General features: G+C 41.9%; 17 protein-coding genes. 13 read left to right on the plus strand and 4 right to left on the minus strand.

Annotated elements, in window-relative coordinates; all coding sequences use genetic code 11:
• Positions 1-20: 20 nt before the first annotated feature.
• Entirely contained in the window at positions 21-1,055 is a 1,035-nt protein-coding gene (gene astA, locus D0907_RS16685) for an arginine N-succinyltransferase (protein ID WP_118844850.1), read from the minus strand.
• 47 nt (positions 1,056-1,102) lie between these two features.
• Complete coding sequence (locus D0907_RS16690; RefSeq protein WP_065979022.1) at positions 1,103-2,308, minus strand: aspartate aminotransferase family protein; 1,206 nt, start codon at positions 2,306-2,308, stop codon at positions 1,103-1,105.
• Positions 2,309-2,512: 204 nt separating this feature from the next.
• Between D0907_RS16690 and D0907_RS16695 the strand changes: the two genes are divergently transcribed.
• Positions 2,513-2,941, plus strand: coding sequence for an Lrp/AsnC family transcriptional regulator (locus D0907_RS16695; protein ID WP_036972068.1), 429 nt, complete (start codon positions 2,513-2,515; stop codon positions 2,939-2,941).
• 27 nt (positions 2,942-2,968) lie between these two features.
• On the opposite strand, the gene D0907_RS16700 is transcribed toward D0907_RS16695, so the two are convergent.
• Both D0907_RS16700 and D0907_RS16705 read right to left on the minus strand, forming a co-directional pair.
• On the minus strand, positions 2,969-3,883 hold the full coding sequence (locus tag D0907_RS16700) for a hypothetical protein (protein WP_036972067.1): 915 nt from the start codon (positions 3,881-3,883) through the stop codon (positions 2,969-2,971).
• Positions 3,884-3,932: 49 nt separating this feature from the next.
• The gene (locus D0907_RS16705; RefSeq protein ID WP_065979024.1) at positions 3,933-5,846 is read right to left on the minus strand and encodes a putative bifunctional diguanylate cyclase/phosphodiesterase; all 1,914 of its coding nucleotides are present in this window, start codon (positions 5,844-5,846) and stop codon (positions 3,933-3,935) included.
• Positions 5,847-6,378: 532 nt separating this feature from the next.
• On the opposite strand from D0907_RS16705, the gene D0907_RS16710 reads away from it, so the two are divergent.
• The 12 genes from D0907_RS16710 to D0907_RS16765 all read left to right on the plus strand — a co-directional run bounded on the left by D0907_RS16710 (position 6,379) and on the right by D0907_RS16765 (position 23,522).
• Entirely contained in the window at positions 6,379-6,678 is a 300-nt protein-coding gene (locus D0907_RS16710; protein ID WP_118844851.1) for an isoamylase early set domain-containing protein, read from the plus strand.
• A gap of 8 nt (positions 6,679-6,686) precedes the next feature.
• Positions 6,687-8,663 (plus strand): 4-alpha-glucanotransferase, encoded by a 1,977-nt coding sequence (malQ, locus tag D0907_RS16715; protein WP_075593239.1) that lies wholly within the window; start codon positions 6,687-6,689, stop codon positions 8,661-8,663.
• On the plus strand, positions 8,664-10,901 hold the full coding sequence (gene glgB / locus D0907_RS16720) for a 1,4-alpha-glucan branching protein GlgB (protein ID WP_118844852.1): 2,238 nt from the start codon (positions 8,664-8,666) through the stop codon (positions 10,899-10,901).
• Positions 10,891-12,948 (plus strand): glycogen debranching protein GlgX, encoded by a 2,058-nt coding sequence (glgX, locus tag D0907_RS16725; protein WP_118844853.1) that lies wholly within the window; start codon positions 10,891-10,893, stop codon positions 12,946-12,948. Before glgB ends, glgX begins: the two co-directional genes overlap by 11 nt.
• Positions 12,941-15,463 (plus strand): glycogen/starch/alpha-glucan phosphorylase, encoded by a 2,523-nt coding sequence (locus tag D0907_RS16730; protein ID WP_118844854.1) that lies wholly within the window; start codon positions 12,941-12,943, stop codon positions 15,461-15,463. The genes glgX and D0907_RS16730 overlap by 8 nt, the downstream gene beginning before the upstream one ends.
• Before the next feature lie 18 nt (positions 15,464-15,481).
• Complete coding sequence (gene glgC, locus D0907_RS16735; protein WP_036972054.1) at positions 15,482-16,783, plus strand: glucose-1-phosphate adenylyltransferase; 1,302 nt, start codon at positions 15,482-15,484, stop codon at positions 16,781-16,783.
• Between the two features lie 74 nt (positions 16,784-16,857).
• On the plus strand, positions 16,858-18,396 hold the full coding sequence (locus D0907_RS16740) for a glycogen synthase (RefSeq protein ID WP_118844855.1): 1,539 nt from the start codon (positions 16,858-16,860) through the stop codon (positions 18,394-18,396).
• Between the two features lie 91 nt (positions 18,397-18,487).
• The gene (locus D0907_RS16745; RefSeq protein ID WP_036972050.1) at positions 18,488-19,702 is read left to right on the plus strand and encodes an EAL and HDOD domain-containing protein; all 1,215 of its coding nucleotides are present in this window, start codon (positions 18,488-18,490) and stop codon (positions 19,700-19,702) included.
• 7 nt (positions 19,703-19,709) lie between these two features.
• On the plus strand, positions 19,710-20,792 hold the full coding sequence (locus D0907_RS16750) for a DUF418 domain-containing protein (RefSeq protein ID WP_083633611.1): 1,083 nt from the start codon (positions 19,710-19,712) through the stop codon (positions 20,790-20,792).
• A 39-nt stretch (positions 20,793-20,831) separates the two neighbouring features.
• Positions 20,832-21,920 carry an ABC transporter substrate-binding protein gene (locus D0907_RS16755; RefSeq protein ID WP_118844856.1) on the plus strand — a complete coding sequence of 363 codons (1,089 nt, stop codon included), beginning with the start codon at positions 20,832-20,834 and terminating at the stop codon, positions 21,918-21,920.
• Between the two features lie 90 nt (positions 21,921-22,010).
• Positions 22,011-22,943 carry a 23S rRNA pseudouridine(2604) synthase RluF gene (gene rluF, locus D0907_RS16760; RefSeq protein ID WP_075593245.1) on the plus strand — a complete coding sequence of 311 codons (933 nt, stop codon included), beginning with the start codon at positions 22,011-22,013 and terminating at the stop codon, positions 22,941-22,943.
• Positions 22,944-23,279: 336 nt separating this feature from the next.
• The gene (locus tag D0907_RS16765) at positions 23,280-23,522 is read left to right on the plus strand and encodes a hypothetical protein (protein ID WP_162898065.1); all 243 of its coding nucleotides are present in this window, start codon (positions 23,280-23,282) and stop codon (positions 23,520-23,522) included.
• Positions 23,523-23,547: the final 25 nt, after the last annotated feature.

The raw sequence follows: 23,547 nt of genomic DNA on the forward strand, positions 1-23,547 counted from the left end.
ACCGTAATCTCCTTAAGCGGCTACAGGCGGAAAAATCGCGCTGCATCCCCTTGTTTTAATTTAAGTGCATTGGCCACTTCCTGGCTGACAATAAGCGTGTGTTTCGCGTGGTTATAATGAGCATGCTTTGTGAATGTGGATCTAAAGTCATTCACACCTTGATTGCAGATTGCCAATGTGTCTGAGCTTTTTTCGTTTATATGCGCCAGTTCAGCAATGGTAATAGGGCATACCTGTGATTCACGAACGCTGCGAATATTGCCAAGTTTTGCTTCTACCGTGGGGCCTGCATCGAATAGATCAACATAGCCGCGATGCTCAAACCCTTCTTTTTCGAGTAGTTTGAGTGCTGGTTTGGTTTTTTCGTGCACTTTACCAATCACAGCTTGCGCTTTTTTGCTTAAAAGGTTGGCATAAATTGGGTATTTTGGCATGAGTTCGCTAATGAATACTTTATCGCCCAAGCCCACTAAGTGATCTGCTTGTGGGAACTCAATACTAAAAAAGTGTTCTTGTAACCATTGCCAAAATGGTGAATGTCCTTTTTCATCACTGACACCACGCATTTCTGCGATAACGGTGTCTGCAAAACGCTCACTGTGCTGCGCCATAAATAAAAAGCGCGAGCGTGATAAAAATCGCCCGGTTAACCCTTTACGGTTTTGCTCACGTAAAAATAAGGTACAAATTTCGGAACAGCCTGTGTAATCATTACACATGCTCAAAATATCAACCGTGTTATACACGTTAAGCGTGCGAGAATGATGGACTGTTTTACCTAAGTGATAATGATAAAGTGGGACCGACATACCTACCGCAGCCTCAATGGCTGTGGTACCAATGACTTGACCGGTTTTACTGTCTTCTAAAACAAATAAATAGGTTTCATCATGTGGTTTATTGATGTCTTTGGCAAAACTGCGTTCAGCGCGGTCAATTTTTTCTAGCAATAAATTGTCATCAACCGGGAGTGAGGTAAAACCATGGCCCGATTCAATGGCAATTTGCTTTAAAGCTGCAAAATCATTTGCAGTAATTGGACGTAATACTTGCATTCATTGCTCTCCGATGGCGTGCTGAATTAACAGCACGCCAACTTGGATTAACCGTTTACAACGTCTGCAACCGCTTTTTCAAAGCGTGCTAAACCTTCTTTGATATCTTCAAGTGGGATCACTAAAGAAGGCGTAAAGCGCACAACATTTGTGCCAGCAACTAGGCTCATTAAACCGTGCTGAGTGCTTGCAACGAGGAAGTCACGAGAACGGCCTTCATATTTACTGTTAAGCACTGCACCTAATAATAGACCCTTACCACGTACTTCACTAAATACGTCGTATTTTTCGTTAATGGCTTTTAAGCCATCACGTAAAAGTTGTTCGCGCTCTTTAACTCCAGCAAGCACGTCTGGTGTGTTAACTGTATCGAATGCCGCTTCAGCTACAGCGCACGCTAATGGATTACCGCCATAAGTAGAGCCATGTGTCCCTACTTTTAGGTGCTCGGCAATATCAGCTTTGGTGATCATGGCACCGATAGGGAAGCCACCACCCAGTGCTTTTGCTGTTGTTAGGATATCAGGTGTTACGTCTAAATCTTGGTAAGCGTATAGAGCGCCTGTGCGGCCAACACCCGTTTGTACTTCATCAAAAATGAGAAGTGCGTTGTGTTTGTCACATAATGCGCGGACCCCTTTAACAAAGTCGCTAGTTGGTGAAATAATACCGCCTTCACCTTGCAAAGGTTCCATCATAACCGCACATGTGTTGTCGCTGATAAGCGCTTCAAATGCAGCAAGGTCATTGTAATCACAATGATCGATGGCAGCTGGTTTTGGACCAAAGCCATCCGAGTACGCCGCTTGACCACCTACCGTTACAGTAAAAAATGTACGGCCATGAAAGCCTTTATTAAAGGCAATAATTTGATTCTTTTGTTCACCATGTACATCTAATGCCCAACGACGCGCGAGTTTTAAAGCTGCTTCGTTTGCTTCTGCCCCTGAGTTTGCAAAATAAACCTTATCAGCAAAGGTCGCATCAGTGAGCTTCTTAGCCAAACGCAATGCCGGTTCGTTCGTCATTACATTTGATAAATGCCAAATTTTCTCGCCTTGCTCTTTTAATGCATTAACAAGGGCAGGGTGACAATGACCTAAGCAGTTCACTGCAATACCACCTGCAAAGTCGATAAACTCTTTACCGTTTTGATCCCACACGCGTGAACCCTCGCCACGAACTGGGATAACCTCTGAAGGGTTATAGTTTGGCACCATTACGTCATTGAATAATTCTCTTGTTACTTGCATGTGTTGCACCTAAATCTGGCTTAATATGAAAAAATTAAAATTGCAAAAACTAGGTTAGTTAAGCCGTTCCTGCCTAGTTACGCACGATGAGATTATTTTTCTTATCAATTATTTATATTATCTGGTTTGCGAACTTAAATTTGCAGTGCTATTTTGTGTAAATTGACTAAAATAAAAAGCAAATTGACGAAAGAATTAAACAAAATGATAACTCCTCAAGATGAAAAGTTGCTTGCGATATTAAAAACTAACGCTCGCGCAAGTGTGTCGGATTTAGCAAGGGCCTTAAATTTATCACGCTCTACGGTACAAAGTAGGATGTTAAGGCTGGAAGAGTCGGGTGTGATCAAAGGGTATAGCGTTGATTACGGTGATGCTTATTTAAGCCAAATGGTCTCAGCGCATGTATCAATTAAGGTGAAACAAAAGTTAACCACAAAAACGAATATAGAACTGAAGCAAATTGACGCAATTTCTCAGCTTTATGCGATTAGTGGTGAATTTGATTTGATTGCAGTCGTACAAGCTCAAAACCTCGAAAAATTGAGTCATTTGCTTGATGATATAGGTAATCTAGATGGAGTAGAAAGAACAACTTCGTCGGTAATATTAGAAACAAAGTTTAAGCGCTAATAGGGCCATTTAGCGCTTAATGTTGGGTTAGTTGCTTGCTTTACGAATAACTTTCTTTTCAACTTCATCCAGTTTTATGACGTAGGCATTGCCGCCAATGCCTTTAAATTCTTCATCGGTAAACACGATGGTGTTGTCATCATAAAAGGTGACAGCCTCTTTTTGAGTAACGATACCTAGGTCGATACGTGATACATCACCCGAAAAGAATTTGTCTTCTTTAAAGTTTTCAAATAGCCAGATACTTGTTGAATCGAGAAGAACCAACTTAGTTCTATCGGGGCTTAAAGCCGCGGAGGTGATCCAACATAACTTTTCTAATGTGGTACAGGTCTGAAATGAATCAATCAGCTCAGCGTCAAAATTAGCAGCGTGATCGCCTACTTTATAGACATTCGTTATACCATCAAATGGTTCTGTTCTATTTTTAGTAAATAAGTATAAATGACGACCGAAGGCGACAAAGGCCTCTAGGTCAAAGTTTCGTTTGTCAGGCTCAATAGGGGTGCCATCCATTTCTGGATAGGTGAATTTGATGATTTCGGCTTCAGTTGTGTCCCCTTTGATATCAATGGGGTTTTCGATTTTATAAATTGTTAGCCATTTTCTGTCGTTTTTATTATTGCCGAAATCGCCTAAGAAGAAATGCCCGAAGGTGTTTTGGGTCATGTCCTCCCAGTCAATGTTTTTGGCATTAGTGACAAGGATTTCTTTGGCAATTGAACCATCTTGGTTAAGGCGGTATAACTTGGGCTTATCGCCACTGTCGTTTATTGCCCAAAGCCGTTTGTATTTATCAAATTCAATACCAGAGATTTCTTTGACTTTAGGATCAACAGTTAATCGCTTTTTACTGTAAAGGGTGTAAATAGAAGACCCGACCAGCGCTGCAACAACAGTCACGGCAAGGATAAAAAAGGTGAATACGCTTTTCTTTAACATTAACAAGGAAATGGCTTTGGAAGATGTAAAGTAGTATACCCTACAATCTTTATCTTTGTATATTCCATACCCCAGTTCCTGTCGCGGCCATAAAGTTAATATTGTCTTGCAAGACTTTGTGTCCAACATTCACTGATGATTCTGGGTGGCTGACTAAATAACCTTGTACACTGCGTATCCCCATTGATTTTACGAGTTCAAACTGGGCAAATTCTTCGACACCCTCAGCCACAATTTTTAGTCCTAATTTATGGCCAAGCTCACTGATTGAATGCAGTATTTCATTGTATTTAGGATTGCTATTCGCTTGGGCAATAAACAGACGATCGAGTTTAATGACGTCGATTGGTAAATCAGCCAGCGTGCTTAACGAGCTAAAACCCGTTCCAAAGTCATCAATTGCAATAGTGACGCCACTGGCTCGTAATTTCTCAAGTTGCTGAATAATGTGTTTACTGGCTGTAATAAGTGTTGATTCGGTTATTTCTAACATTAAGGCACTTGCAGGCAAGCCTGTTTTAGCCAATATGTTCATTACCCAATCATACACAGCGCGGTGTTTAAGTTGAATGCCTGATATATTCACCGATATTTTAACTTTTTTCATCCCTGCGTTATACCACGCTGACATTTGTCTGCATGATTCGAGTAAAATCCAATCGCCTAGTTCGAGGATCAGGTTCGATTCTTCGGCAATAGGAATAAACTCAGCAGGTGCGATTGCGCCTTCTACCGGATGATCCCAGCGGGTGAGAGCTTCGAAGTAATCGATAGTGCAGTTTTCTACGTGCACAATTGGCTGGAACGATAAATGAAAGTTCTCGCAGGCAATCGCCAAACGCATTTCTTCAAGTAAATAGTGATAACGGCGCATTTTATTGCCCATTTCGGGGGAGTACACCTTAAAGATACCGCGACCATCTGTTTTAGCGCGATACATTGCAACATCGGCCATTTGTAATAATGCATGGGGCGTTGCTGCACTATCGGGATAAACGGCAATACCAATACTTGCACTAATTTTAATCAGTTTATTGCCGAGCACAAAATCGCGTTCGATTTCTTGCAATACATTTTGCGCAATTTCTAGGGCTTTATCTTTGTGGTCGAGCTGACTTATAAAGATTGAAAACTCATCACCGCCTAGACGCGCTAAGTTTTGTTCAAGCCCATTTGTAGCAGACACATTGTTAAGTTTATGGTGGCGTACCACACTGGTTAAACGGGCTGCAACTTGAATAAGCACTTCGTCACCAAAGCTGTGGCCGAATGAATCGTTAACTTGTTTAAACCCATCTAAATCGATGAATAATAACGCGCAATTTAACTTATCGATTTCAGCCAGACTTAATTGCCTTGTTAAATGTTCAATATAGGCATGGCGGTCAATTAACAGCGTTAATTTGTCTTGGCAGATACTGACCTGCGATTCGTGGGTGTAGGTCGTAATATGTGAGCTTAATGTATGAATGTGTGTTTTTAGCTGGCTTACAATTGGTTGGCTTGTATCGTTATTACGCGCTAAATGTAAGGATTTGAGAAGGTTTGATAGTTGATTATTGAGCTCAGTTAAGGTGTGTGTATCGTTTTCTGTTTGTCTTTTTATATTGATAAGCCAACTAATCGCTAAACCGAGCAATAAAAATATACTGATATTGATGGGCGAGAGGAGCGTTGACCAAAACAGGGATGATGCACTGATAGTAATAAATGAAGTGGGTGTTGATTTGACTACAACATACTGCAGCTCATCTTTGTTAATGAGTTGCTGACCTCTAAACACCATATTATACCACGGTGCAGATTCTAGCTGAGTGTTTACTTTTGGCTGAGATTGTAACTGCGTATTATTATTGAAATGTGCTAAATCATTAACTTGTTTCGTTAATAAAATATTTAAACCATACACAAATGCAATTAAGGTAATAATACAAATAGATAATGTACGAAACGCGTTGGTCATTAGTCGCTACCATCCCGGGTAAAATAGTTTTTAACCCACTTCTGAGTTATTCAGTATATTGTTTGTCACTAAAATAGACAAAGTCTTTTTAATGTAATTAATTTGTTAATAGTTTTGCAAATGAAAAATTTTGCATCTACGTTAGTGTTTTTACTCTATTTTTGACTTAAATTTTATTCACTTTACCCCTGTCTACTTGTTAACTACTTTTATGAGTATGCGCTGATCAAAACAATAAAAGAGCCTGAAAATTAAGTGTATTTTATTTTCAACTTGGTTCGGTTATTGCTCTTATTGAATAAGCAATATGATTTTGAGTACTTTTATTTATTTTGCGCACTGAAATGGTGCGAAAAATAAAAAATTGCACTGTCATAATGCGTAAATATAGATTTGATTAACTAAAGCAAAATGCATGCTTTAGATTGGACGTTGTTTTAAATCATGTAACGCACAGCCTCCGTCTGTTGAGTAGTTGAACACGGCACTGTGGCAAGGATTAATTTACCGATTGGTTGAATTGGAGCCCACTATGTTAAGTAAACGTTTTTTTAAGACTAAAGACGAAACAGAAGTCACCTTTGAATTTCAGCACCCTGATGCTGAAGATGTGCAATTAGTTGCTGAATTTACAGATTGGCAACCTGTGCCAATGAAGTTCAGTAAAAAAGAACAAGTATTCAAGTGTAAGCAACGTCTGCCATTGGATAAAAAATTTCATTTCCGCTATCTGATCAATGGCCAAGTTTGGGATAACGATCATCAAGCTGATGGGTATATTCCAAACGGTTTTGGTACCGAAAACAGTATTGTTAACACTCAACGCGCTTAGGTGTATTAATGCAGTCACTTGCGCAGTTATTTTATCTGCATGGTATCGGTTACGAATATACAAAGTACACTGGCGAGCACGTCGTTTTTGATGAAAGTACGCGCCGCAGTGCACTCAGTTGTTGTGGTATCGATTGCACTGATACAGACACCATTAACCAGCTCAACTTTGCCCTGGATGCAGGAACGTGGTTAACGTTATTACCTAACGTTAGCCTTATTGAGTCAGATGAGCCCTTTTTACGAGTGCGAGTTGATGAGCGTCTTTTATCACGCGGCTGTGAGTTACGCCTGCCATCGCTCGATATTGTTGTTAGTCGAGAGAACTTGCACGAATTGAGCGTGACAGGTGATTACCGTTTTAATGATATTCGTTACCTTGAAGTAGCGCTTCCCTTACCCGACATGCCCATAGGCTATCATGATGCTGTGATTACAGTGGCTGATCAAGAAGCACATTCTGAGCTGTGGATCATGCCAAAACAGTGCTTTACAGTGGATGATAAAAAGCGCTTGGGTGTGTCGATACAGCTATATAGCCTATTTAACGCGCACGGTTTAGGTATTGGCGATTTTGCAGATTTAGCGTCGCTAATGCGCGAAGCTGCGGCCAATGGTATGGATTATATTTTATTAAATCCATTGCATTTATTGTTCGAACACAGCCCTGAGCGTGCCAGTCCGTATAGCCCTAATAGTCGTGCGTTATTAAATCCGCTTTATATTGCATTGTCATTATGCGAAGACGCGAAAGATAATTTGGCACTTGAAAAGCTGCTTAATGAAAAACCGCAAGGCACCGATACATACATTGATTACACAAGTGTCAGTGATTTTAAATACCAATTATTTAGCTGTTTGTATCATCACTTTCGTGAGACAGCATCGGTTGAGCGTAAAGCACAATTCGAAGCATTTTGCCTAACTCACAAACACAGTTTAGCAACGCTGGTGGTGGGTGATAATGAATACGCAAGCTACTTGCAATGGCAAGCGCATTTACAGCTTAACCTATGCCAGCAAATAGCGAATGAATGTGGTATGGATATTGGTCTCATCAACGATTTAGCGGTGGGATGTGCGGGTGATGGCAGTGAATACCGTAGCCAAGATGAGCTATTTTCTCATGGTGCAAATGTTGGCGCACCGCCAGACCCATGGGCTGAACAAGGACAAAACTGGGGCTTACCTGCACTCAACCCGCAAAAATTAAGTAAAGATAATTTTGCGTTTTATCGATCGCTTATTCGCGCCAATATGGAAGATGTGGGTGGGTTGCGAATAGACCATGTTATGGCTATTCGCAGGCTCTGGTGGTGTTTTGATAATCAAGGCCAACAGGATGGTTGCTATGTTTATTACCCTTTTGAGCATTTGTTAGCTATTTTAAAAATAGAGTCACACCTTAACCAATGCGTGGTTATAGGCGAAGATTTAGGGGTTGTGCCCACTGAAGTGCGTGATGCATTGAAAAGCAGTGCTATTTATTCCAATGGCTTATTTTACTTTGAAAAAGATCACAATGGTGAGTTTTTAGCCAGTGAACATTTTGCTCCACATAGCTTACTGATGATTGCTAATCATGATGTCCCCCCCTTTAATGGCTGGTGGACAGGGCACGATATAACTGTTAAACAACAGTATAGCTTAATTGATGAAGCGCAAAGCAACGCCTTGCTCGAAGCCAGAGAGATTGAAAAGCAACGTATGCTTAATTTCATCATGCGCGAAACTTCTCAGCAGCTGACCTTAGATACAGAGGCCTCTGTAGTATACCAAGCATTAGCATGTTGCCTTGCGGCAGCACCCGCTCGATTGTTTACCATTCAGATAGATGATTTAGATCAGCAAATTTTACCGGTGAACATTCCCGGAACGGATAAAGAATACCCCAACTGGCGGCGCTTATTGTCGCGCCCGACGCAGCAAATTATGCATTCGCAGCAGTCATTTTTAGCCAGTTTAATTTCTATAAGGAATCAATAAATGCGAAGTCGTGTTCGTCAAGAGCAAAGTGCACAACCACTGATTTATCAGTCGCAAATCGAGGCGTTGTCAGCAGGTTGTTTTAAAGATCCTTTTAGTTTCTTAGGACCGCATAAAATTAATGATAGCCGTTATGAAGTGCGCTGTTTTTTACCGGGTGCCACTATGGTATCTGTTGTTATGGGGTCGCAGCAGATTGCAGCTCAAAGGCAAGGGGAAAGTGATTTATTTGTAGCAACGATTGATTGCACATCAGTCCCTGAGTACCAGTTAGATGTGAGTTACGCCGACAAAGCGAGCCACAGACACTACGATGAATATAGTTTTGCGAGCACGCTCGATGAACAAGCAATGTATTTGTTTAATGAGGGCAGTTTAGAGCATGCTTATCGCCATTTTGGCGCGCATTTTACTACTCAACAAGGTGTAGAGGGCGTGCGCTTTACCGTATGGGCGCCAAATGCTAGCAGCGTATCGGTTATTGGTGAATTTAACTTTTGGCAACGCCAGCGTCACTTTATGCGTTTTCACCCAGCAAGTGGCGTATGGGAGTTATTTATTGCAGGGCTCAAAGAAGATCAGTGTTATAAATTTGCAATAACTACTCTAATGGGTGAAGTGCTCGATAAAGCCGACCCGTTTGCATTTAAAATGCAGCAAGCACCGGGTACAGCATCGGTTTTACACGCTAGCAAAGCAACCGTAAAACTTGATGAGCACGCCCTTAAAAATCGTGCAAAGCGTAACAGTATTGAATCGCCTATTAGTATTTACGAAGTACATGCGGGCTCTTGGCAGCGCAGGGATGATAGTAGCCGGTATCTAACGTGGCGTGAATTAGCTGATAACTTGATTCCTTATACCAAAGCACTCGGATTTACTCACTTACAGTTAATGCCAATTAGTGAATACCCGTTTGATGGTTCGTGGGGCTATCAGCCTGTTGGTTTATTTGCTGTGACAAGTCGTTACGGTAGTTTTGACGACTTTGTTTACTTTGTACAACAATGCCATGAGGCTAACTTAGGGATTATTCTTGATTGGGTCCCTGGGCACTTTCCAAGTGATCCCCATGGCTTACATCGCTTTGACGGCTCGCACTTATATGAACACGCCGATATACGGCAAGGATTCCACCCAGACTGGAATACATACATTTATAACTATGACCGTGCTGAAGTGCGCAGCTTTTTAATTGCCAATGCCATGTATTGGTTACACGAGTTTGGCATTGATGGCTTACGGGTTGATGCTGTGGCATCCATGCTTTACCTCGATTATAGCCGCGAAGAAGGACAGTGGGTTGCGAACCAATATGGTGGGCGCGAAAACCTCGGAGCAATAGAATGTCTAAAGCAAGTTAATTTGCGCTGCTATGCTAATAACCCTGGCATAATGATGGTTGCTGAGGAATCGACAGCATGGCCAGGCGTAACCAGACACGTTGAGCATGATGGCTTAGGATTTGGCTATAAGTGGAACATGGGGTGGATGAACGACAGTTTGCACTACATGCAACGCGATCCTTTGTATCGTGCCCATCATCATCATGAAATGACATTTTCGATGGTGTATGCCTACAGCGAAAATTATGTCTTGCCATTAAGCCATGATGAAGTAGTGCACGGCAAAGGTTCCTTAATTGAAAAAATGCCGGGTGATGACTGGCAGAAATTTGCAAATTTACGCGCTTACTACGCCTTTATGTGGGCTCACCCAGGTAAAAAGTTGTTATTCATGGGAGCTGAGTTTGCCCAGCGTCGAGAATGGAATCATGATCAATCTCTTGACTGGCATTTACTGGAGCACACGAGTCATCGTGGTGTTCAAGAAACAATAAAAGCGCTCAATAAAGTGTATTGCAATACACCCGCACTTTACGAGCAAGATACAAGCCCCGCGGGGTTTGCGTGGCTCGATAGCAACAACTCAGCACAAAGCATTTTTAGCTTTATTCGCTATGCAAAACAAGCTGATGATTTTGTTGTGGTTGTGAGCAACTTAACCCCACAGGTTTACCATGATTACGTTATCGGGGTGCCAAAAGCAGGGCGTTATCAAGTGATCTTGAATACAGACAAACCCGAATTTTTTGGCTCAGGGGTTGAGGTAACAAGCGATCCTGAACAGATTATTTTAACTCAAAATATGCTCAATCATGGGTTTACACAGAGCGTGGTCGTGTCATTACCAGGCCTTGCAACTGTGTACCTTAAGAAGGTGAGCGATGAGTCATAGTGTTGCACTTGAAACAGGGGTAACGATGCCGTTAGGCGCCTCGGTGCAGGGGGATGGGGTTAACTTTGCCGTCTATGCACCCCAGGCACACAGCCTATCTTTATGCTTATTTGACAGCAGCGGTCATTCAGAAATTCTCACACTGCCCATGCGAATGAATGAAGGGGGAGTGTGGACATTACGCGTTAGTCCTTTAAAAGCCGGTGCGTTGTATGGCTTTCGAGCTGATGGTGACTATGCACCTCAAAAAGGGTTATTTTTTAATCCTCATAAGTTATTGCTCGACCCTTATGCACGCGACATTTATGGCGAGTTTACGTGGAGCGAGCGCCACTACGGGCAGATGCCGGTTGGCACATTAAGCACTGTGAACAACGCGATAGATATGCCTAAATCACGCGTTAGAGAGCTTGCGCTTTACAAGGGCACTAAGCCACAGCACAGTTGGGGAAAAACCGTCATTTATGAGTGTCATGTAAAAGGCGCGACCTGTCGCCACCCTGATATACCGAAAGCGTTGCAAGGCAAATTTTTAGGCTTAAGCCACCCTCGTTTTATTGAACACTTGCGGACTTTAGGTATCACGTGTTTAGAACTTTTACCTATTCATGCGTATATTAGTGAGCAATTTTTAACGGCTAAAGGGCTGCAAAATTATTGGGGCTACAACACGCTTAATTTTTTTATCCCACATAAAGACTACTTGGTCGACGATGATATTAGCGAGTTTCAAGAGATGGTCGCTGAGCTGCACAAAGCTGATATCGAAGTCATTCTAGATGTCGTCTATAACCACACCGCAGAAGCTGGCACTGATGGGCCGCTATTATCTCTACGTGGGTTAGATAATCTGGGTTATTACCGAACGGTTGCCGATAAGCCACAGCATTATATAAATGATACGGGCTGCGGAAATACGCTTAATATCGATTCACCACGTGCTTTGCAATTGGTGCTTGATAGCCTGCGTTATTGGGTAGAAGTAATGGGGGTTGATGGTTTTCGTTTTGATCTGGCCACCATACTTGGGCGCAATCCAAATGGCTTTAATCATGCGCATGCTTTTATGCAAGCTGTTAATCAAGACCCTGTTTTAAATAAAGTTAAATTAATAGCAGAGCCTTGGGATATAGGCCCAGGTGGTTATCAGCTCGGGGCATTTCCAGCGCCTTGGCGCGAATGGAACGACAAATACCGCGACACCGTAAGACGTTTTTGGAAGCAAGAACAAGGTGTAATAGGGGAACTTGCTAAGCGTTTACATGGCTCGTTTGATTTGTTTGAACATAACCTGCGTGGACCCCTTAATAGTATTAACTTTATCACCAGCCATGATGGATTTACCTTGGCTGATTTAGTGAGTTATGAACAAAAACACAATGAAGCGAATGGCGAGCAAAATCGCGATGGACACAGTGCGAATCATTCCTTTAATTGTGGTGTAGAGGGGTATACCAGCGACCAAGCTATAAGCAAATTACGCTTGCAACAGCAAAAAAATATGCTGCTGACTTTGTTACTTTCCAAAGGGGTGCCTATGCTTTCTTTAGGAAGCGAAATGGCACACTCGCAAGGCGGTAATAATAACGCTTATTGTCAGAATAATCGTACTAGTTGGCTTGCATGGAAAGAATCGCAATTTAACCATCCTCTGACCCGATTTATTGATGATGTGCTTAGATTACGCAAGCAATTTAGCGTTTTTCAGCACCCTTTCTTTGTGCATGACGGTGACCCTCGTTATGCCGTTGCGTGGTTTACAGAATCAGGCACCGATATGCAACAAGATGACTGGCATCAGAGCGACCGTCAATTTTTAATGTATAGCCTGACTGATAAGCACACGAAACAAGCTTTACTGATTATTTTAAATGCTGGCTCCTTGCCTATCACTTGCCAATTACCGCGCTTATCAAGCGGTCAATGGTCTTTGGCACTTACCAGTATTCATTCGGTTTCGACAGCGAATGTTGATACCGAACAACAGATTGCTGCGATGAGCAGCTGGGTTTTTACCGCCGATTCAGAGGACTTAAGTCATGACTAAAAAAGGTGAACAAGCATGTGTTGTAAAAGGATGGCAAGATGCGCCTATTATTGATAAAAGCACCTTAGAGGATGACCTATCACGCCATTTTTATTACACCTTAGGGCGTGACAAAGTGGGTAAGTCACAACTGTATTTATACCATGCACTGGCGTTAACTATTCGCGACAGGCTCGTGGCGCGATGCCGTGACACAAAACAGCAAATACATGAACAAAAACGCCGCAAAACTGCTTACTTATCGCTGGAGTTTTTGATGGGGCGTGCACTGGGTAATGCGATTTTAAATCTTGACCTTGATGAGCAGGTAGCAAAGGCATTGCAACAGTATTGTACTGAGCTTGAAAGTGTTGCCGAAGCTGAACATGATGCAGGGCTTGGGAATGGTGGTTTAGGTCGCTTAGCTGCGTGTTTTTTAGATAGTTGTGCCAGCCTTGCGCTACCTGTTATTGGTTATGGCATTCGTTATGAATATGGCATGTTTAATCAAGCGATAGAAAATGGTCACCAAATTGAACAGCCCGATAATTGGTTACGCGAAGGCCACCCATGGGAGTTAAGCGCACCAGAGCAGTCTAAGCGAATCAAATTTTTTGGTCATGTAGAAAGTTACACAGACAAGCAAGGGCGTGTGTATCGTCAATGGCTCGATACCCAAGATGTCTTGGCGGTGCCATATGATGTGCCGATCCCGGGCTACAAAAACGATATTGTAAACACGTTACGGTTATGGAAGTCAGAGGCAACCGATGAGTTTGACTTGAGTGAGTTTAATGCGGGCAGCTACTCAGAAGCGGTGGCGCGTAAAAATCTCGCTGAACAAATCACCATGGTGCTTTACCCCAACGACAGTAGCGAAAATGGCAAAGAGTTGCGTTTACGTCAGCAGTATTTTTTATCGTCTGCCAGTATTCAAGATGTGGTTGATATTTGGGTAAACAAGTCAGGTGAAAACTTTGATGAGTTTGCTGACTACCATGTTTTTCAACTCAATGACACTCACCCCAGTATTGCGGTTGCAGAATTAATGCGCGTGTTAATCGATGACTATGAACTTGATTGGGATAAAGCGTGGCACATTACGACAAAAACCATGGCATATACCAACCATACCTTGTTACCAGAAGCCTTAGAAAAATGGTCTGTGTCATTATTTTCGCGCTTATTGCCGCGCATTTTAGAAATAATTTACGAAATTAATGCCCGTTTCCTCGCCGACGTCGCACAAGCATGGCCGGGAGATGTGGCTAAACAGCGCGCCCTTTCTCTGATTGAAGAGGGCCCAGAGCCACAAATTCGCATGGCGTACCTTGCGATTGTCGGCAGTTATTCTGTCAATGGTGTTGCGGCGCTTCATACTGAACTATTAAAAGCCGGTTTATTTAATGACTTTTATCAATTATGGCCGGAAAAATTCAACAACAAAACCAATGGTGTTACGCCGCGTCGGTGGCTTGCCCACTGTAATCCAGAACTGACTAAGTTACTGAACAGCAAAATTGGCGATGAATGGGTGGCTGACTTTAGCAAAATTGGCCAATTGCGCCGATATTACGACGATACCGAATTTCATACACAGTGGCAGGATGTTAAATATGCCAACAAACAACGTCTTGTTGAGCTTGTAAAAAGCCGATGTGGTGTTGAGTTTGACGCCACGATGATGTTCGACGTGCAAGTTAAACGCATTCATGAGTACAAGCGCCAATTACTTAATGTTTTGCATATTATTCATTTATACGACCGGATTCGTCAGGGCGATACAGAAAACTGTGTGCCACGTTGTGTACTCCTCGGGGGGAAAGCTGCGCCAGGTTATTACATGGCGAAGAAAATTATTAAGTTAATTAATAATGTGGCTGAAGTCATTAATAAAGACCCCCTTGCAAAGCCATATTTACGGGTTGCATTTTTACCTAATTACAACGTCACCGCGATGGAAACGATTTGTCCTGCAACCGATTTATCTGAGCAAATATCAACAGCCGGTAAAGAAGCATCGGGCACTGGTAACATGAAGTTTATGATGAATGGCGCGTTGACGATAGGGACATTAGATGGTGCAAATATTGAAATCCGTGATGCTGTAGGTGCTGATAATTTCTTCTTGTTTGGCGCACGAGCAGAGCAAGTTGACGATATAAAAGCGCACTATAATCCGGAGCAAGTTATTTATCAGACCGAAAGCTTATACAAAGTAATGCAACTCTTAGAAAGCGGTCATTTTAACTTATTTGAACCAAACTTATTCGACGACATTATTGCTGCGATAAAGAGTCCGCATGATCCATGGCTTGTAGCCCATGATTTTGCCAGCTTTGTTCAAGCGCAAGAGCAAGTTGAACAAGCCTATTTAGACAGCGCACACTGGACCAGAATGAGTATCTTGAATACTGCTGCCAGTGGCATGTTTTCAAGCGACAGAACCATTGGTCAATACAGCGATGATATTTGGCATTTGGAACCACTTTTAGACACGAGCGCACAGCAACACACACAGAAAAAAAGCAGCTAACTTAAGACGGAGAGAGTTATGCCAAGTTATGCAAATCGATATATAAGTAGTTTAACAAGAGAAACGTATGCCCTTATTTTAGCAGGGGGGCGAGGTTCACGTTTACACGAATTAACAGATTGGCGAGCTAAACCGGCGGTGTATTTTGGTGGTAAACACCGGATCATCGACTTTCCGCTGTCGAACTGCATTAACTCGGGCATTCGTCGTGTTGGCATTGCTACACAATATAAATCGCATTCACTGATCCGCCACGTTAATCGTGCATGGGGTCACTTTAAGAAAGAGCTGGGTGAGTCGGTTGAAATTTTGCCAGCGTCACAGCGTTATGGTGATGAATGGTATTGTGGTACAGCTGATGCTGTGTTTCAAAATATGGATATTATTCGTCATGAGCTGCCAAAATACGTCATGATATTATCGGGCGACCATGTATATCGGATGGATTACGGTGGTTTACTCGCAAAGCATGTTGAAAATGGTGCAGACATGACCGTATGTTGTATCGAGGTACCGTGTGAAGAGGCCGCGAATACTTTTGGTGTCATGACTGTGGATGAAAGTAAGCGCGTTCGCCGGTTTGATGAAAAACCTGCGTCGCCAACCTCAGTCCCCGGCAAACCTGGCACATGCCTCGCTTCAATGGGTAACTATATTTTTAATACTGAGTTTTTATTTGAGCAACTGAAAAAAGACGCCGAAACAGAGGGATCTGGCCGTGACTTTGGTCATGATATCATTCCAGCCATTATTGAAGAGCATAACGTTTTTGCGTATCCGTTTAGAGACCCAGGCTATGATGGACAACCTTATTGGCGTGATGTAGGAACACTTGATTCGTTCTGGGAAGCGAACATGGAGCTGGTTATGCCAGAACCGCAGCTAGATTTATACGACCCTAGCTGGCCTATTTGGACTTACCAAGAGCAACTTCCACCGGCTAAATTTATTTTTGATAATGATGACAGACGAGGTATGGCGGTCGATTCAACAGTGTCTGGCGGGTGTATTATCTCGGGGTCTTTGGTGAGAAAATCGCTATTGTTCTCTAATGTACATGTCCATTCTTATTGTCAAATAGAAGAGTCAGTTATATTACCAGGGGCTAAAATTCAACGTAATTGTCGCATAAAACGCGCGATTATTGATCGTAGTTGCGAGATACCCGCAGGCCTTGAAATAGGCTATGATCATAAAGTTGATAAAGAAAATGGTTTTAGAGTCTCGAAAAAAGGGATTGTCTTAGTGACGCGTGATATGTTGAATGAACTGGCAAAAAAGTTAAAACAACAAGAGCAAGATAACAAACGCCTTGCTTAAATATGGGTGGGGTGGAAGGTACTAATATCACCCCCCAGCATAAAAAATAGAAGTAAAAAGGAGTACGGCAAAGCATGCATGTATTGATGGTTGCTGCAGAGAATGATGCATTACCGAATGCAAAAGTAGGTGGTGTTGCCGATGTCGTAAGAGATTGTCCTAAAGCCCTTGTTGAAAAGGGGCTGACAGTTGATGTGGTGATCCCCGATTATGGTTTTCACGATTTAGAGCGTCATAGCCTAGGTGTGGTCAATGTGGCGTTTGCCGGACACATGCAACAACTCGAAGTGTGGCAACTTGCTCACTCTCAGAAAGGGGTTAGACAGCTGGTTATTTCTCATTGGGAATTTAGCCGTCACCATGGCGCTGTTTATTGTAATGACGAGGCAGGTCGCCCATTTGCAACCGATGCCAGTAAATTTGCCTTATTTAATGCCGCTGTGTGCGAAGCCTTATTACAAGGACTCATTTGTAAGCCTGATGTTATTCATTTACATGATTGGCATAGTGCGTGTGTTGCGTTGTTACTTAAAACAGATAGTCGCTATAACGATTTCTCCACCTTATTTTTAGCTTACACCGTACATAACCTTGCTCTGCAAGGGATCCGTCCTTTTAAAGGGGATACTTCGAGTTTAGAAGCGTGGTTTCCAAGCTTGGGTTATGATGGCCAAAAGTTATGCGATCCACGTTACCCTGACTGTTTCAACCCAATGCGCACAGCGATTAACTTGGTTGATAAAATACATTTAGTATCACCCACATATTGCCAAGAGGTGCTAAAACCAAGCGATCCTGTTAATGGCTTTTTTGGCGGAGAAGGGCTCGAGCTTGATTTACAAGCTGCATATCAGCAAGGCCGTGTAGTAGGCATTCTAAACGGGTGTGAGTATCCAGGTGATGAACTATCCGATGTCAGTTTTGCTCATTTATATCAGCACGCTGAGTCGGCACTTTTTCAGTGGATGGCAAAAACGTCTGAGCTTGACTCAGCGCATTATATTGCACATCAGCGTGTGCTGAAGTTTAAAACACAGCCTTTCTCTGGCCCTTTAGTGACGAGTGTTGGGCGATTAACAGATCAAAAAGTGCTCCTGCTTTGTCAGCCGTATGATAAAGCATTAGTGCTAGATGAATTATGCCAGCGTTTAAAGCAACATGATGGGTATATGATTATTCTTGGCTCAGGTGATACTGAACTTGAAAAAGTGATGACCACAGTCATGGCCCGACAAGATAACTTATTATTTTTGAAAGGATACGCTCATTTTGTTGGCGAGTACTTGTATCATTTAGGCGATCTGTTTTTAATGCCCAGTTCATTTGAACCCTGTGGTATTAGTCAAATGCTCGCCATGCGCGCAGGTCAACCGTGTCTAGTGCATGGTGTTGGTGGACTTCGTGATACTGTGCAGCACCTTGAAACGGGATTTAGTTTTAAAGGTGAGAGTTTAACCGCTCAAAGTTACGAACTTATTACTGGTTTTACTGAAGCGCTTGCGCTAAAAAATGCAGATCCTAAAAAGTGGCAAGGAATTTGTGAACAGGCTAAAAATGCGCGTTTCTCGTGGCAATCAGTCGCAGATGGTTATTTATCGTACTTATATCAATAAAAACACCCTGATTCATGGCAATTAAGTGACTTTTATGTCAATTTCCGCTATTAATTACTTAGTGTTATATAAATGATAAAAAGTAGGTAAAGTGGCTGTATTTGTTGCTAGGCAAGCGGTCTTTAATCGTCGTCAACAAGTTGTCGCCTATGAGCTACTATTTCGCGATAGTGAAAAAAACAGTTTTCCAAACGTGTCAGAAAGCACCGCAACGGCACGTCTCATTATGGAAAATCAGCTCAATTTAGGTACCCGCCATATCACGTCGGGCAAAAAAGCATTAATTAATATAGGTCCAGAGTCTTTAAAACTGGATCTATGTGCTTTTTTGCCAACGAAAGATGTCGTTATCGAGCTGCTAGAAACGATGGAGCCTACCGATGAAAACTATGCGTTTTGTCGTGAGTTATTTCATAACAATTATAAACTTGCCTTAGATGACTTCGTGTACCAGCCCGAGTGGGACCGCTTTTTAAAGCTTGTTCGACTTATCAAGTTTGATGTAAAACAAACCCCATTTGAAGAAATTCTACCCGTAGTTAAAAAATTAAAAAAACACAAAAAAATAAAGTTATTAGCAGAAAAGCTCGAAACGGCAGATGATTTTGAAAAAGCCTACGAAATGGGGTTTGACTTTTTTCAAGGCTATTTCTTTGCCAAACCAACCATGATCCAACAGCGTGATATTGATTATAACTACGCATTGGTTTTATCAATTTATGCTGAAGTCATGCGTCCAGACCCCGATATTAGCGAAATAGCGGGGTTATTCTCGCTAGACACTGCTTTAGCTTATAAGCTTTTACGCTTAATAAACAGTGGTGTATTTCCTATAAAAAGTAAAATAGGTTCGTTAAAACAAGCGCTTGTTTATCTTGGTCATGAACGACTGAAAAAGTTTGTTAGCTTAATTATTACTGCACATAGCGCACAAACTAAACCTGCCGAGCTCACGCGGCTTTGTGTTGTAAGAGCTCGATTTTGTGAGCTAATAGCACAGCGTGTGGCTAAGCAGCAAACCGGAGAAGCGTTTTTAACAGGGTTGTTTTCATTACTCGATGCTATTCTTGACCAACCAATGGAAAAGTTGCTTGAACGTTTACCATTTCCAGATGAAATACACAGTGCATTAATGCAAGAAAAGAACATTCTTTATTATATTCTCGAAACAGTTAAAGCCTACGAAACTGGAAGCTGGTGGGCATTAGAACAAGCAGTGGCTTTTTTAACAATAGAAAGCGCAGACCTTCCCAAAATATATGAAAATGCTGTAAATTGGAGCGATAGCTGCAGACAAAATTTATAAGTGATATATGCGCAATATTAATATGGATGTGTTAAGAGGGATTGCGGTACTGGGTTTAATGTTCATGAATGCCTATTACTTTGGTGTTTTTGAGTATGGCTATGTAACAAGTGCAACACCTTCTGTGGCGGATAAGTTTATAAATATTATTAACTTAGTCTTTATTGATGGCCGGTTTCGAACCCTCTTTTGTTTATTGTTTGGCGCAGCACTTACAATTCAATTACAGCGCTGGCAAAGCATAGATGCATTGCATAAGCGTTTAAAAGTATTAGCGTTTATAGGGTTGGCCCATGGGTTTTTACTTTGGGCTGGTGATATTTTATTCATTTATGCATGTGCAGGGTGGTTGGCACTCAAGTTCAGCCATGAACCGAATGATAAAATAGTAAGAATGGGCATGCTATTTCTGCTACTCGGTGCACTCTCCTCTTTTTTATTGGCATTTATTGAACCTGAACTGCTTCCTGTTACGCGTGACTCTGCGGCTTTTTTAGAGGCATACAATGCGGCATTTTCATCCTATTTAGCGGGCTTTATGAGTAATATGTTGATGTTTATCATCATGATTATAGCTGTTCCGCTTATTACGCTGTGGATGGCTGGCGGGCTCATGCTGATTGGGATGTATTTGTATAAACAAAAGATCTTCGCAAATGGCCTTACTAGAGAACAGTTAAACTTTATTGTGCCTGCAGCGCTGGGCTTTACCGTTTTACGATTAGCGGTTGAACCAAATACACATGTACTTATGGTCGCATTGGCTGAGCCTTTCTCTTGGTTTGCAGCACTTGCGATGGCAACGTTGTATATTCATATACTCGTAAAATACGTTAAGAATAACCCCGAAAAGTGTTTAGTATTACAACAAGCAGGGCGTATGTCTTTAACCCTTTACTTAATGCAAACCGTGATATTTTTAGTGTGTTTTAAAGTCATGTTCCCTGAGTGGGTGTTGAGTTTTGATCGCATTAATTATTGGCTTCTTATTGCGGGTGTGGTTGTCTTTCAGCTGGTATTTTGCAAAGTATATACTCAACTGTTTCGATACGGTCCGTGTGAGACTGTGTGGCGAAAACTGTCACGATAATTACCCGTATACTACACTTTTAAAAAATAACGTGCTGGAATGAACATACGGGTTATATTGATTGTTTTAATACTGCTTTGCTCTTTACCACTCTTTGCTGTAGAGCAATTTTCGGTGCTATTTGTAAATCCCTCGGTAAAAGCGGAGCCTTTTTGGCAAAAAGTCACAGCAGTAATGCAAGCTGCGGCAACACACAGTAACGTCAAGCTTGATATTATTTACGGTGGTGGCAATCGGCATATTCAGTTAGAAGAGCTCAGACACTATCTTAAATACAACGCCACTCCCGACTATGTTGTACTGATTAATTACCCTGGGGGAGCAGAGCAATCAATGAGCTTACTTGAAAGTCACAAGATAAAGTTCATCACATTAGAAGAAACCATCCTCGGCGCAGAGCGCCAGCAAATTGGTAAACCCTCAGAGCATTTTAAATATTGGCTCGCAGAGGTTTATCACGATAATTTTGAAGCGGGTATACAATTAGGAAAAGCATTGTTTGATAATGCTAAACAAGCAAAACAAGAACCCAAATTTGTGGCCATTAACGGTCACTATGGGACTGAATCAGATACTCGCAGTAATGGTTTAAGTCACTATTTACGAACCCAACATGTCGAGCTTGAGCAAGTTGTTTATGCAAATTGGAATAAAACCGAAGCCACTGAAAAAGTGCGCCGTCTATTGCACCGTTACCCACAAACGAATGTTATTTGGTGTGCATCGGATTTAATGGCACTGGGCGCACTTGATGCAGTTAAAGAAAAGTCAGGCAAACGCTATTTTATCGGCGGCATAGACTGGCTTGATGACAACTTAAGGTTAATTGAACAAGGGCGCTTAACAGCCAGTGTAGGCGGGCACTTTATGATGGGGGCGTGGGCGTTAATTAGTTTGGTCGATCATCATAATGGTCATCCATATTGGCAAACTCATCATGAAATTAAATTTAAATTAGGCGTGATCACGAACCAAAATGTGACAAGTTACCATTGGCTCAGTGATATCACGGACTGGTCAGTTATTCCATTCGATGCTTTTTTGCTGCGCAATACTCGCAATGCAGAGTATCGGTTTGATTTTGACACATTGCAGACGTTGCTCACCGAAAAACCTGCACTGCATTAAAGCGAGCCGTTAAACGAAGATTAATCTGCCTAGCGTGCTATAGGGTTCTGGTATAAACTAGCGGCTTTAAAATTAAGACAGAAGTGTGCCATGACAGAGTTAAAGCGATTAAATAAATTTATCAGTGAAACAGGGTTTTGTTCGCGCAGAGAGGCTGATAAATATATTGAGGAAGGTCGTGTTACTGTTAATGGTAATTTGCCAGAAATGGGTGTTAAAGTCAGTGATGCTGATGAAGTACTTATTGATGGTAAACCACTCAAAGCCAAACCGAAACGTGTTTATATTGCATATAATAAACCCGTTGGTATTACCTGTACCACTGAGCGAAAAATTCAAAGTAACATCGTAAAAGCGGTTAATTATCCTGAGCGTATTTTCCCAATTGGTCGATTAGACCGCCCATCTGAAGGCTTAATCTTTTTAACCAACGAAGGCGATATCGTTAATAAGATTTTACGAGCGGGCAATAACCACGAAAAAGAATATGTAGTCACTGTCGATAAGCCACTTAATCGTCAGTTTGTAAACAAAATGGCAAATGGTATTCCAATTTTAGATACCGTGACGAAAAAGTGCAAAGTGAAACAAACTGGCCCACAGCAGTTTACTATTGTGTTAACGCAAGGGCTAAATCGTCAAATTCGCCGTATGTGTGAATACCTCGGCTACGAAGTGGTCACGCTTAAACGTACACGTATTATGAATGTGACGTTAAAAGGCTTAAAAGTGGGGCAATGGCGCCATTTAACTGAGCAAGAGATGGCTGAAATTAATAACTCAATTGCTGACTCGGGTAAAACAGAGGAACGTTCAATTGACGATAATAAACAGCCAACTAAGCCAAGAACGCCTCAACCACGTTCAGAAGGCGAGAAAAAACGCGACTTTTCTAGCTATGTTAAAAAAGGCCGCACAGACTCAAAACCAGGCTCGAATAAAGCGAATCAAGGTAAACCTAGGTCAAACCAAATAAAGCGAAGTAGCACAAAACGTACTGGCACATTGAGTTTGAAAAAGTAAACGCTATAACGGCGTTTTGCTCAATTTTATCTTCAACTATTATGTGTTGTTGGTGCTCGCTTCACCAACAACACTGTACTTATCGCTTAACCCCCAATTTTGTACCAGGTATTGCTTCTTATATAGTTTTAAGTCGATTTAGATTACGTTCTCGATAACATAGCTGGTGGCAATACCTTAAAACCAGTAGTTGATGATTTTGCTTACCAAGCTATTTTAGATAACAGGGATAGTACTGACGTAACAAAAATCACCGCTTATCTTAATCAGTTATGTGATGATCAAGTCGCTCAGGTTGCATCGCCACCAAGTAAGATGTTTTTTGAGTTCGACAATATGAATTGGCAATTTACACCTTATGCTGCACTTATGCTGTTAACGCTAAGAGCACAACATGGCCTTGAGAATCCTGATTTTGAGCATCCTGGGTTTGGTAATCTTACTTCTTTGCTATTAACGCAGCCCGTAGCCCCTCAAAAAGATGACGTGCTTGAACAGCTCGTTGCTAAATTACATGAGCAAGGCTTTGGTGAATTACCTCAACACCGTGAATCTTTGGGAACTGTTGTCAGAAGCTAGTAAACTAGAAAAAGTATCGTGTAGA

This window comes from Pseudoalteromonas lipolytica, assembly GCF_003515105.1.
Taxonomy (GTDB): domain Bacteria; phylum Pseudomonadota; class Gammaproteobacteria; order Enterobacterales; family Alteromonadaceae; genus Pseudoalteromonas; species Pseudoalteromonas lipolytica.

Coding starts and splice junctions, on each gene's coding strand:
- astA (WP_118844850.1), bottom strand. CDS start 1,055: ATGCAAGTATTACGTCCAATTACTGCAAATGATTTTGCAGCTTTAAAG.
- D0907_RS16690 (WP_065979022.1), bottom strand. CDS start 2,308: ATGCAAGTAACAAGAGAATTATTCAATGACGTAATGGTGCCAAACTAT.
- D0907_RS16695 (WP_036972068.1), top strand. CDS start 2,513: ATGATAACTCCTCAAGATGAAAAGTTGCTTGCGATATTAAAAACTAAC.
- D0907_RS16700 (WP_036972067.1), bottom strand. CDS start 3,883: ATGTTAAAGAAAAGCGTATTCACCTTTTTTATCCTTGCCGTGACTGTT.
- D0907_RS16705 (WP_065979024.1), bottom strand. CDS start 5,846: ATGACCAACGCGTTTCGTACATTATCTATTTGTATTATTACCTTAATT.
- D0907_RS16710 (WP_118844851.1), top strand. CDS start 6,379: ATGTTAAGTAAACGTTTTTTTAAGACTAAAGACGAAACAGAAGTCACC.
- malQ (WP_075593239.1), top strand. CDS start 6,687: ATGCAGTCACTTGCGCAGTTATTTTATCTGCATGGTATCGGTTACGAA.
- glgB (WP_118844852.1), top strand. CDS start 8,664: ATGCGAAGTCGTGTTCGTCAAGAGCAAAGTGCACAACCACTGATTTAT.
- glgX (WP_118844853.1), top strand. CDS start 10,891: ATGAGTCATAGTGTTGCACTTGAAACAGGGGTAACGATGCCGTTAGGC.
- D0907_RS16730 (WP_118844854.1), top strand. CDS start 12,941: ATGACTAAAAAAGGTGAACAAGCATGTGTTGTAAAAGGATGGCAAGAT.
- glgC (WP_036972054.1), top strand. CDS start 15,482: ATGCCAAGTTATGCAAATCGATATATAAGTAGTTTAACAAGAGAAACG.
- D0907_RS16740 (WP_118844855.1), top strand. CDS start 16,858: ATGCATGTATTGATGGTTGCTGCAGAGAATGATGCATTACCGAATGCA.
- D0907_RS16750 (WP_083633611.1), top strand. CDS start 19,710: ATGCGCAATATTAATATGGATGTGTTAAGAGGGATTGCGGTACTGGGT.
- D0907_RS16755 (WP_118844856.1), top strand. CDS start 20,832: ATGAACATACGGGTTATATTGATTGTTTTAATACTGCTTTGCTCTTTA.
- rluF (WP_075593245.1), top strand. CDS start 22,011: ATGACAGAGTTAAAGCGATTAAATAAATTTATCAGTGAAACAGGGTTT.
- D0907_RS16765 (WP_162898065.1), top strand. CDS start 23,280: ATGAATTGGCAATTTACACCTTATGCTGCACTTATGCTGTTAACGCTA.